Origin of the sequence: Aestuariibaculum sp. M13 (assembly GCF_024723255.1) — a bacterium.
GTDB classification, from domain to species: Bacteria; Bacteroidota; Bacteroidia; order Flavobacteriales; family Flavobacteriaceae; genus Aestuariibaculum; species Aestuariibaculum lutulentum.
On the sequence record NZ_JANIAC010000004.1, the window covers coordinates 330,759 to 343,386 of the forward strand.

The window sequence follows — 12,628 nt, forward strand, 5'->3', positions numbered from 1 at the left end:
AAGCTATTAGTAGCCTACAGCAGCACCTTCAGCACTCGATGAATCTGATGCGCCTATAAGAATGTGGTTTTCGTTATCTATTTGAATACCCATTAATTCACCCAAACGATTGGTTGGCGTTAATTTGTGTCCCATGAATTCAAGATTTTTCTTGGTATCGGGAGATAATTTATCGGCTTCGTAAGTAATTCTGTCGGGTAACCACTGGTGATGAATTTTCATCGCTTCAATAGCTTTGTCCACAGGCATATTATACCCTAAAACATTTAATACGGTTTGAAAAACGGTATTAATAATTGTTTTTCCGCCTGGGCTCCCAATTACTAAATAAGGTTTTCCATCTTTAGCAACAATTGTTGGTGTCATGCTAGATAACATACGTTTTTCAGGTTGTATGATGTTTGGGTTAGTGCCTATTAAACCTTCTTCGTTTGTAACATTGGGTTTCGCATTAAAATCGCCCATTTCATTGTTGAATATAAAACCAAGTTTTTTTGAACCCATCCCAGAACCATAAGAATGTTCAAGTGTGTAGGTTAGGGCAACAGCATTTCCGTCTTTATCTACCACCGAAAAATGGGTTGTGTTTTCACCGTCGTAAATTTGTCCGAATCTAGATGGATTGCTTGGTGAAGCATGCGTCATATCAATATTTTCAAAACGTGTTTTGGCAAATGTTTTAGAAGTTAGTTTATCTAAAGGAATATCTGGGTTAAAATCGGGATCACCAAGAAATTCGGCGCGATCTGCAAAGGTTCGGCGCATTACTTCAGCTAAAAGATGTACGTATTCGGTTGAGTTAAATTCAATGGTTTCTAAATTGGCCTGTTCCGTTATATTCATCATTTCAAGAAGGGCAACCCCACCTGAACTTGGCGGCGGCATGGAATAGATTTCGTAACCTTTAAAAGTTCCTTTTACAGGTTTTCGCTCTATAGCTTCGTACTTTTTTAAATCTTTTTTAGTGATGATGCCTCCATTGTTTTTCATGAAATTTTCAATGTCGTTGGCAACTTCTCCTTTGTAAAATCCGTCTTTACCTTTGTCTCTAATTAATTTTAAAGTATGCGCTAAAGCAGGTTGTTTCCATAGTTCACCAAATTTTACCAGTTCACCTTTTTCATTTTTAAAATAATCTTTTAAAAACTGAATATCAGAATTATCATTAGTGTAAATGGCAAACTGAGCAATGGAATAAGGAAGAGCAAAGCCGTTTTCGGCCAGATCAATGGCTGGTTGCACTAAAGTTTTCCAAGGTAATTTTCCATATTTACCATGTGCCACATATAAACCGGCAACGGTTCCAGGAACGCCAACCGATTTTAACCCGATGTGATTTATTGTTGATTCTTTTCCATATAAATTTATCCCTTTAGGTAAGTCACCTTCTTTGGTCAAAAACATTTCAGGACTTGCTTTTAAAGGCGCTTTTTCTCGGAAATCGATGGTTGTAGAGAAGCCGGTTGTGTCTAAATAAACTAAAAAACCACCACCACCAATATTGCCTGCAGATGGGTGTGTTACAGCTAAAGCAAAAGCCGTAGCAACCGAAGCATCTACAGCATTTCCTCCTCGTTTTAAAATATCCACACCAACAGCCGAAGCTATTTTACTGCTCGATACTACCATGCCGTTTTTAGCATAGGTTTGCGCATAAACGTTGAAATAAGAAAAAATGATGAAGCAGCATGATAATGATTTGGATATTAGAAGTTTCATGAAAGTGTTTATAACAAGTTAAGAACCTAAGATAGTAAAAATGAAAAGACTTTTTAAGAAGAAAGTAAACTGATAAATATCATAGCAAGAGGGTAACAGGTTTTTTAATTTTAAAAGTTCGAAGCTAACTATTAAAATATGAAAACGACTGTCGATATCATAAAATCTTCTGGTGAAAAGGTGAAGTTTTCAATAGATAAATTAAGGAAATCTTTGCTAAGAAGTGGAGCTAAACAGGCCACGGTAGATGAGATTGTTGATATTGTAGTTGGGGAGTTATATGAAAATATTTCTACCAAGGAAATTTATAATAGAGCTTTTGCTTTGTTAAGAAAGGAGAAAAGTTATTTGGCTTCAAAATATAAACTGAAACGCGCCATTTATGAATTGGGTCCAACTGGTTTTCCGTTTGAACGATTCATAAGTGCAATTTTAATGTATTCGGGTTACACTACCGAAGTCGATAAAGTATTGCAGGGACATTGCATTTCACATGAGGTAGATGTTGTTGCGACAAAGAATAATTCAACCACTATTGTAGAGTGTAAGTTTCATAGCGAGAAGAATTTTAAATGCAATGTAAAAGTGCCTCTGTATATCAATTCCCGATATAACGATATAAAAACGCATTGGGATAAAAATCCCAAAAACACCTCTGATTTAACCGAAGGCTGGGTGGTTACAAATACCCGGTTTACAGAGGATGCCCTAAAATATGGACAATGTGTCAATTTGTATTTGCTAAGTTGGGATTATCCTGGAAATAATGGGTTAAAGGACCGGATTGATCGATTGGGGTTGTATCCCATAACCGTTTCTACTTTACTAACGCAACGAGAAAAGCAATTTTTGTTGAGTCGCGATGTGGTGTTATGCCGGCAATTGGTTGGAGATGCCTTTTATCTCGACCATTTAGGGATTTCAGAAAAAAGAAAAGAAAAAATATTAAACGAAATAAACATGTTATGTCATCAATAATTATGGACGATTCTGTTAAAATAACATTTTTAGGTGCATCAGGAACCGTTACAGGCTCAAAATTTTTTATTGAAACAGCCGAAAAAAATATCATGGTAGATTGCGGAATGTTTCAAGGTTTAAAAGAGTTAAGGTTACAAAACTGGAACGATTTACCCATAGATGTAAGTACTATAGATGTTATTTTACTTACCCACGGACATTTCGATCATGTGGGTTATTTACCAAGACTGTTAAAACAAGGTTTTAAAGGAACAATTGTTGGAACAGCACCTACTTTATCCATTGCCGAAATTGTACTTTTAGATAGCGCCAAAATACATGAAGAAGATGCCGAAAAGGCGAACAAGGAAGATTATACCGAGCACCATCCGGCCTTGCCGTTTTATACCAAATTAGATGTTGAACGCATTATTAGAAAGTTTCAGGTTGAAATGCCAAACAAATGGATTTACCTGTCCGATAACATCTCGTATCGTTTTCAATCTAATGGCCATATTTTAGGGTCAACTTTTATAGAAATAGATATTAATGGTAAACGTTTTGTCTTCTCTGGCGATGTGGGGCGAATTAAAGATTATTTGTTGGAACCACCTAAAAAACCGGAGTGGGCCGACTATTTATTTGTAGAAAGTACTTATGGCGATAAACTGCATCCAAAAGATGATGTTGAAGAGGAACTGTCTGAAATTATTAATAAAACCATTCGCAAACATGGCAATTTAATTATTCCAAGCTTTGCGGTAGAACGGTTACAAACCTTGGTGTTTTTACTTTGGAAACTGTACAAGAAAAACAAAATTCCTAACATTCCCATTTTTGTTGATAGTCCCATGGGAACCAACGTGCTCAAGGTCTTTAAGCAATACAACAAGTGGCATAAACTATCTGATTCAGAGTACGAAGCCATGTGCAATCATGTGAATATTATTCAGTCGTACAAAGAAACCTGGGAAACCATTGATGATAACCGGTCTAAAATAATTATTGCCGGTAGTGGTATGGTAACCGGTGGTCGCGTACTAACGTATTTGCAGCAACTTATCGATCAGCGTTCAACAACTATTTTATTGGTAGGCTATCAGGCTGAAGGTACTCGTGGGCGTCTTTTAAAAGAAGGGGCACACGAACTAAAATTCTACGGGAAATACTATCCGGTAAAAGCGACCGTGAAAAGTATAGATAGTCTATCGGCACATGCCGACCAATATGAATTACTGGACTGGATGAACAATATTATGAATGTTCCTGAAAAGGTGTTTTTAATACATGGCGAACCTACAGCTTTAGATGCCTTACGACTAAAATTAAAGAGCACTTTTGGTTGGAATGCCACTATTCCAAAGTTGTTTGATGAAGAAATAATTGAAATGTATTCTCTTTCAGAATAGAAGGAGAAATATTTAAACTAAAAACTAAATAAGAGATATAAAAACAGCATTAAAGATGAAAACACAAGAAGTTAAAGGGTATCGCGTATGGCTAAACTCCGAAAATATGCATGAAAGTACTCTTAAATGGGTGTCTGAGTTAGAATTTGCAAAAGACGAACAATTGTTTTTTAATGATTTGATCAAGTCTTACACCCTTCAGTTAATTGAATCCAAACATTTTGAAGATGGTAAAAAAATGTCTGAGGAAATTAGTAAAGTTCATAATGAAATTACCGATTTGCTTGAAGAAGTAAAACGTCATGAAAATGGATTGGAAATTATGGTCGACGGGTTAGATCAATACGAAGAAGAGGAAGCTTATAGAGACGAACACCGTAAGCTTATTATAAAAGTAAACGCCTTTTTAAATGAGTATCGTGCACTTAAAAAAGAGTTGTTCGAACTTGTAAAAGGTGTCATAAAAGAAGGCAAACAAAAACGTTTGCTCGAATAGTGTAATTAGTTGTTTAAAAGGCTTTCAGTTTAGGTAATTGGAGGCCTTTTTTTATGAAAACATGTCGTTCATTATTAAAATAACTACTTCCGTCTAAACTTTTTTTGAAAATTGGAGAATTCAAATACCTTGTCGGTCAAACTAAAACATAAAACATGAAACTTCAATTTTCAGCATTAATGCTATTTGTTTTCTTAATCTTGTTCAATACCAGTCTTTTTGGTCAAACAGCAAACAAGGCAAGCGATTATAAAATCATTCCAAAGCCTGCTTTTCAGGAAATTTTAAAAGGAACATTTAAGGTTGATAAAAAAACAAAAATAGTTTGTAATGAAGAACTTAATCAGGAAGCCAGTTATTTGTCTGAGATTTTAGGTGCTGCAATAGGGAAAACATTAAAAATTGAAACTAAAGCCGAAAAGGGAGCTATTGTTTTAAAATTAGATGATGCTATTGAGAATGCTGAAGGTTACGAATTGGTGGTTAATACTAATGAAATTGTTATTTCAGGAAAAACTAGCACGGGGGTATTTTATGGTATTCAAACGTTGAAACAGTTAATGCCTTCTGAAATAGAAAAAGCTGCCAAAATAGCAAGTGCTTTCACGATTCCTGCGGTTATTGTAAAAGATCAACCACGGTTTGTTTACAGAGGAATGCATCTTGATGTTGGGCGTCATTTCTTTCCAGTAAGTTTCATCAAACAATACATCGATTTAATAGCGATGCATAAAATGAATACTTTCCATTGGCATTTAACCGAAGATCAAGGGTGGAGAATTGAAATTAAAAAATACCCAAAACTTACAGAAGTAGGGGCTTACAGAAACGGAACTATTGTAGGGCATCATCCGGGAACATCTAACGACCAGAAAGTTTATGGCGGATTTTATACTCAAGAGGAAATTAAAGAAGTTGTTGCGTATGCAGAAAGTAAACATGTTACAGTTGTTCCTGAAATAGAATTGCCAGGTCATAGTGCAGCGGCCATTGCAGCCTATCCTGAATTAAGCTGTTTTCCTGAGGAGCCAACCGATTTAGGAAAAAGTCCAATGTCTGAAAAAAGCAAGGAGCTTCAAGCTAGCGGAACGGCTAAAGTGGTTTATGAAACTTGGGGTGTAACTGGTGATGTGTACTGTGCAGGAAAAGAACATACCTTTAAGTTTTTAGAAGATGTATTATCTGAAGTATTGCCATTATTCCCATCAAAATATATTCATATTGGTGGAGATGAATGTCCGAAAGGAAACTGGAAACGTTGTCCAAATTGTCAAAGTAAAATCAAGGCTCTAGGTTTGCATGATGAGCATGAGTTGCAGAGTTATTTTATTCAACGTATAGAAAAGTTTGTTAATGCAAAAGGCAAACAAATTATTGGTTGGGATGAAATTTTGGAAGGCGGTTTAGCACCAAATGCGACCGTAATGTCATGGCGAGGTACTAAGGGCGGAATTGAAGCTGCAAAACAACACCATGATGTCATTATGACACCGGGTTCTCATTGTTATTTCGACCATTATCAGTCTAAAGATAAAGACAGTGAACCTTTGGCTATTGGTGGTTTTACGACTGTAGAAAAGGTGTATTCTTATAATCCGGAGCCGGAAGAATTAACAGCAGAAGAGAAGAAGTATATTTTAGGTGCTCAGGGAAATGTATGGACAGAATACATGGAAACAACCGATTATGTGGAGTACATGATTTTGCCAAGAATGACTGCTTTAAGTGAGGTGGTTTGGTCAGCTCAAGACCAGCGAGACTGGAGTGATTTTAAATTAAGACTTCCTAATTTAATAGAACGCTATAGAGCCATGAATTTAAATTATGCTAAGCATAGTTTAGCAGAAGAAAAATAAGAATAGATAAAAGGTTCCTGTTTTAGGAACCTTTTTTGTTTTGTGTTAGAATTGTATGAAGAATAATCTAAACTTCTGTTAAATAGAATACTCATAATTAAAATTTTGTAACTTTGTTTTAATCATGAAAAGTATATTTCTAAAAATAATGGCAATTTCAATGGCATTTGTGGTCTTGTTTACCACCATGTCATTTACTGTAGATATGCATTATTGCGGAGATACCTTAGTTGAAATGGCTGTGTTTCATGAAGCCAAAGGCTGCGGCATGGAAATGGATACACCTTCAACCGATGCATGTGCGATTACAAAGAAAAATTGTTGTGATGATAAACAGTTAATTGTTGACGGACAAGACGAACTTCAGCAAACTTTAGAAAAAATAGCATTCAATCAACAATTATTTGTAACGTCTTTTGTTTACACCTTTATCAATCTTTTTGAAGGGGAAAAACAACTTGTTAATTTTTATACGGCTTACAAGCCACCACTCGTCAGCAGGCAAATCTACAAGCTGGTCGAGACCTATTTAATTTGATTTTAGTAAAACGGTTATAATGCATTAATGTGTTGTGACCTTGTTGTGTTTAGAGCATTTTTTTAAGCGCTCAGTTTTATCTTATACACTATTTTAATTACTAAAATTTCAAAACCATGCTGAATAAAAGCATTAAGTTTTTAATAGAAAATAAATTGGTTGCTGTTCTGTTACTTGTCCTTTTTATAGGTTGGGGTACAGTAAATGCACCTTTTAACTGGGATACAGGATTTTTGCCAAGTAATCCAGTTGCAGTCGATGCTATACCTGATATTGGAGAGAATCAACAAATTGTATTTACTAAATGGGACGGCCGTTCGCCACAGGATATTGAAGATCAGATTACCTATCCTTTAACCACATCTTTGTTGGGAATTCCCGGAGTGAAAACTATTCGTAGTTCGTCTATGTTTGGGTTTTCGAGTATCTACATCATTTTTGAAGAAGATGTGGAGTTTTACTGGAGTCGAAGTCGTATTCTGGAGAAGTTAAATGCTTTACCTAGCGGATTACTGCCAGAAGGGGTTAGTCCGGCTTTAGGCCCTGATGCTACTGGTTTAGGGCAAATATTCTGGTACACGCTTGAAGGTCGCGATCAGGAGGGTAATGTTACCGGCGGTTGGGATTTACAGGAATTAAGAAGCATTCAGGATTATTACGTGAAATATGCCTTGTCATCGGCAAGTGGAGTTTCCGAAGTGTCTTCAATAGGCGGTTATGTTCAGGAATATCAGGTGGATGTTAATCCAGAATTAATGCGCCAATATAATATCGGATTACAGCAAATTGTAAAAGCCGTTAAAGAAAGTAACAGAGATATTGGAGCTCAGACTTTAGAAATTAATCAAGCTGAATATTTAGTGCGTGGTTTGGGCTATGTGAAGTCTATTGCCGATATCGAAGATGCAGTAGTGACTTCAAAAGATTTTACGCCTATAAAAATTAAGGACGTTGCTAAAGTATCGTTGGGTCCAGCGGCGCGGCGTGGTATTTTAGATAAAGAAGGTGCTGAAGTTGTTGGCGGCGTGGTCGTGGCACGATATGGTGCGAACCCAATGGAAGTTATTAACAACGTTAAGGAAAAAATAAACGAGTTAAGTTCAGGCTTACCATCGAAGGAGCTTAGTGATGGTAGAATATCTCAGGTAACAATTGTGCCATTTTACGACCGTTCGGAGCTTATTCAGGAAACTTTAGGTACCTTAAATGAAGCACTGACTTTAGAAATCCTAATCACTGTTTTAGTTATTGTGGTTATGGTTTTCAATTTGCGCGCTTCCATACTAATTTCCGGATTATTACCTGTGGCGGTTCTAATGGTGTTTATTGCCATGAAATTCTTCGGAGTTGATGCCAATATTGTGGCACTGTCTGGTATTGCCATTGCCATCGGGACTATGGTTGATGTAGGCGTGATCCTCTCTGAAAATATCATTCGGCACCTTGATGAAAATGATGGAACACATTCTATAAATACAGTGGTCTATAATGCAACTGCCGAAGTATCGGGAGCCATTGTTACTGCCGTTATGACCACGATTATTAGTTTTATTCCAGTGTTTACTATGATAGGTGCCGAAGGGAAACTGTTCCGTCCTTTGGCATTCACAAAAACATTTGCCTTAACGGCTTCCATTATTCTGGCGTTATTTTTAATTCCACCGTTTGCGGCATTCATATTTAAGAAGCATGATATCAAAAGGAAACTTAATTATGGTGTTAATATCATTTTATTAGCTGTTGGTATTTTGGCAATTGTGAATGGATATTGGTTGGGGTTTGTGCTTGTTGGTTTCGCAGGGGTTACTTTAATGAGTTTGTATCTTGGGAAAGAGAATTATGAGTTTTTAGTTTTTAATAAACAGATTCGCCTTTCAAACAACAGTATTAATATTATTATTTCGGCTTTAGTTATTGTTTTTCTTTTAGCCGAATACTGGCGACCTCTCGGGGTGGATCGAAGTATTTTTTGGAATCTCATTTTTGTAGCTATTATTTGTTTCGGATTATTAGGTGTTTTTACGCTTTTCAGAATGTATTACACCAGAATATTACGTTGGTGTCTCGATAATAAAGTAATGTTTTTGTCTGTTCCGGCAGCCATTGTAATTGCTGGTTTTTTCATTATGAAAAATACCGGGAAAGAATTTATGCCATCTCTAAATGAAGGCTCCTTTTTATTGATGCCTACGTCGATGCCGCATTCGGGAATTGAAGAAAATAAACGGGTGTTACAACAACTTGATATGGCTGTAGCAAATATTCCGGAAATAGAAACTGTAGTTGGTAAAGCAGGAAGAACAGAATCGGCTTTAGACCCGGCACCATTGTCGATGTACGAAAATATTATTCAGTACAAACCTGAATATATGCTCAATGTTAGTGGTGTTCGTCAGCGTTATAAGGTAAATGACGAAGGAGAGTTTGTATTAAAAAACGGAATGACATTGCGAGCGGAAGAGCACGAAGCGTGGCAATCTCTTAACGTTAAGGAACAACTTATTCCTGATGATGATGGCGAATTTTTCAGAAACTGGCGTCCTGAAATTCAATCTCCAGACGATATTTGGAACGAGATTGTAAAAGCAACAAAGCTTCCGGGAGTCACTTCAGCGCCCAAACTGCAACCTATCGAAACCCGATTAGTGATGTTGCAAACGGGTATGCGTGCACCTATGGGGATTAAGGTAAAAGGTCAGGATTTAAAACAAATTGAAGCCTTTGGGATGGAACTTGAAAATGTATTAAAACATGCGGAAGGTGTTAAGCAGGAAGCTGTTTTTGCCGATAGAATTGTTGGTAAACCGTATTTATTAATTGATATCGATCGTGATAAAATTGCCCGATACGGTGTGAGTATCGAACAGGTACAAAATGTGTTGAAAGTAGCCGTTGGAGGCATGGTGTTAACACAAACGGTTGAAGGGCGTGAGCGCTATGGGGTGCGGGTGCGTTATCCAAGAGAATTACGTGACAACCCAACCGATTTAGAGCAGGTGTATATTCCTGTAGAAAACGGAAGTACGGTGCCGCTTAGTGAACTGGCAACCATTCGTTACGAACAAGGTCCACAGGTAATAAAAAGTGAAGATACCTTTTTGGTGGGTTATGTGTTATTCGATAAACTGGATGGGTTTGCCGAGGTTAATGTAGTTGAAAGTGCGCAGAAGCTCATTCAGGAGAAAATCGATTCAGGGGATTTAGTTGTGCCAAAAGGGATTAGTTACCAGTTTACGGGGAGTTATGAAAATCAGTTGCGAGCAGAGAAAACCTTATCGGTAGTGGTGCCGCTTGCACTTATAATTATCTTTTTAATTCTGTATTTTCAGTTTAGATCGGTAGGTACTTCTCTTATGGTGTTTTCTGGAATTGCAGTGGCTTTTGCAGGAGGCTTTATCATGATTTGGTTATACGGACAAAGTTGGTTTTTAAACATATCCTTTTTCGGTGAAAACCTTCGCGACTTATTTCAAATGCATCCAATCAATTTAAGTGTTGCTGTTTGGGTTGGATTTATTGCTTTATTCGGTATTGCTACAGATGATGGTGTGGTCATGGCGACTTATTTAACGCAAACATTCGATAGAAACACACCTGAAACTAGAAAGGAAATCAGAGCATCGGTTGTTGAAGCCGGAGAAAAACGTATCAGACCGTGTTTAATGACCACGGCAACAACTATTCTTGCTTTATTACCGGTGTTAACATCAACGGGTCGTGGTAGTGATATTATGATTCCTATGGCGATTCCAAGTTTTGGCGGGATGTTAATTGCTTTGATAACACTTTTTGTGGTACCTGTATTATACAGTTGGAAAGCAGAAATGAAAGTTAAAAACTAAAAGAGGATGAATATAAAATTCAATATAAAAGGGGGCTTTATTCTTGGTTCTTTATTCTCGATGCTGAATGGATATTCACAAGAATTAAACACCTTAATAAATGAAGCAGTAGGTAATAATCCGGAACTGCAGAAATTCGATACGCAATATCAAATCGCTTCCGAAAAGGTTAATGAAGTCAATACCGTTCCAAACACCGAATTTGGGGTTGGATATTTTGTTAGTGAACCGGAAACCAGAACAGGAGCACAAAAATTTAAAGTCTCGGCGAAACAAATGTTGCCTTGGTTTGGGAATGTTACAGCCAGAGAAAATTATGTCGGTGCTATGGCTGATGCTAAATATGAAGACTACGTGATTGCTAAGCGAAAACTTATGGCTTCGGTATCACAATCGTACTACGAATTGTACACCATTCAGTCTAAACAGCAAGTATTAACAGAAAATATAAAGCTGTTGAAAACCTACGAAACGATGGCGCTGACTTCAGTTGAAGTTGGAAAAGCATCAGCGGTAAGTGTATTGCGATTACAAATGCGTCAAAACGATTTACAACAGTTAAAAGACGTGTTGTCTCAGCAGTTTTTGGCTGAGCAAACCAAGTTGAATAAATTGTTGAATCGAGATAAGAATACGAGAATTGAGGTGGTTCAGGACTTAGAAATTCCAAGTTCAGATTTTGATGAAACTTTAGGTCAATTGGAATTACATCCTGAATTGATAAAGTACGATAAGTTGTTTCATTCGGTTGAAGAGTCGGAGTTGTTAAATCAAAAGGAAAGCAGCCCGATGATAGGATTTGGTTTAGATTACATTAATGTTGAAAAGCGCCCTGATATGGATTTTACGGATAATGGTAAGGATATTATTATGCCGATGGTTTCTGTTTCCATTCCAATTTTCAATAAAAAATACAAATCGCAAACCAGGCAAAACGAATTGCAGCAGCAGGAAATTGTTTTTCAAAAGCAGGAACGTTACAATACCCTAGAAACCACTCTGGATAAAGCTATAAACGATAGAACTTCGGCACGTATTAGTTTCAATACGCAGACTAAAAATTTAAAGCAAGCCAAAGACGCCGAAAGCATTCTCATTAAGAGTTATGAAACAGGCACTATAAATTTTAACGATGTTCTGGATATACAGGAATTGCAGTTAAAGTTTCAAATGAATCAAATTGAAGCGGTAAGAGCCTATTATATGCAGTCTACCATCATAAATTATTTAATTCAGTAGTTATGTCGCATACATTAATGATAAAGAATATGGTTTGCGATCGTTGTAAAATGACGGTTTTAAAAGTGTTGAAAGATCTACGTTTTGAGGTACAGTCTGTTGAATTAGGAAAAGTCGTGGTAGCTGAAAATAAAGATTATAATTATGCCGATTTGGAAATTGAGTTGAATGAATTAGGTTTTGAGCTTATTAAAGAAACAAATGAAGCGATAGTAGAGCAGATAAAAATAGCTTTAATAGAAGACGTTGAAAAGGGTGATGCCGATGTGATCCTTTCGGAAGTTGCTAAAAAGCTTGGGAAGAATTATTCAGCTTTAAGCAAGACTTTCAGTAAGCATGAAGGCATCACGCTTGAGAAGTATCTGATAAATTTAAAGATTGAAAAGGTTAAGGAGTATATTCAGTTGCAACAGCTTAATTTTTCACAAATCGCCTATAGTCTTAATTATAAAAACAGTAGCCATTTGGCGAAGCAATTTAAAAGTGTGACTGGCATGTCGATGACGGATTATAAAAACCTTCAGAATTGGGAAAGAAAATCGATAGACCAAATTGTATAAAGATTAACC

9 protein-coding genes are annotated in these 12,628 nt (G+C 36.6%); 8 read left to right on the top strand and 1 reads right to left on the bottom strand.

The features are described from left to right. Positions 1–6: 6 nt before the first annotated feature. Positions 7–1,719, bottom strand: coding sequence for a gamma-glutamyltransferase (ggt, locus tag NO995_RS15000; protein ID WP_258228207.1), 1,713 nt, complete (start codon positions 1,717–1,719; stop codon positions 7–9). 138 nt (positions 1,720–1,857) lie between these two features. On the opposite strand from ggt, the gene NO995_RS15005 reads away from it, so the two are divergent. The 8 genes from NO995_RS15005 to NO995_RS15040 all read left to right on the top strand — a co-directional run bounded on the left by NO995_RS15005 (position 1,858) and on the right by NO995_RS15040 (position 12,619). Continuing rightward, positions 1,858–2,697 (top strand): ATP cone domain-containing protein, encoded by an 840-nt coding sequence (locus tag NO995_RS15005; RefSeq protein WP_240573528.1) that lies wholly within the window; start codon positions 1,858–1,860, stop codon positions 2,695–2,697. Beyond that, positions 2,685–4,088, top strand: coding sequence for an MBL fold metallo-hydrolase RNA specificity domain-containing protein (locus tag NO995_RS15010; protein ID WP_375141561.1), 1,404 nt, complete (start codon positions 2,685–2,687; stop codon positions 4,086–4,088). Before NO995_RS15005 ends, NO995_RS15010 begins: the two co-directional genes overlap by 13 nt. 55 nt (positions 4,089–4,143) lie before the next feature. Beyond that, positions 4,144–4,584: a hypothetical protein gene (locus NO995_RS15015; RefSeq protein WP_258228208.1), complete on the top strand. Its 441-nt coding sequence runs from the start codon at positions 4,144–4,146 to the stop codon at positions 4,582–4,584. A 155-nt stretch (positions 4,585–4,739) separates the two neighbouring features. Further along, a complete protein-coding gene (locus tag NO995_RS15020) occupies positions 4,740–6,440 on the top strand; it encodes a beta-N-acetylhexosaminidase (RefSeq protein ID WP_258228209.1) in 1,701 nt (566 codons plus the stop codon). Positions 6,441–6,564: 124 nt separating this feature from the next. After that, positions 6,565–6,978, top strand: coding sequence for a hypothetical protein (locus tag NO995_RS15025; protein ID WP_258228210.1), 414 nt, complete (start codon positions 6,565–6,567; stop codon positions 6,976–6,978). Between the two features lie 116 nt (positions 6,979–7,094). Beyond that, complete coding sequence (locus NO995_RS15030; protein WP_258228211.1) at positions 7,095–10,820, top strand: efflux RND transporter permease subunit; 3,726 nt, start codon at positions 7,095–7,097, stop codon at positions 10,818–10,820. Between the two features lie 6 nt (positions 10,821–10,826). Then, positions 10,827–12,059 (top strand): TolC family protein, encoded by a 1,233-nt coding sequence (locus tag NO995_RS15035; protein ID WP_375141562.1) that lies wholly within the window; start codon positions 10,827–10,829, stop codon positions 12,057–12,059. Between the two features lie 2 nt (positions 12,060–12,061). Further along, entirely contained in the window at positions 12,062–12,619 is a 558-nt protein-coding gene (locus NO995_RS15040; protein WP_258228212.1) for an AraC family transcriptional regulator, read from the top strand. The last annotated feature ends 9 nt before the right edge of the window (positions 12,620–12,628 follow it).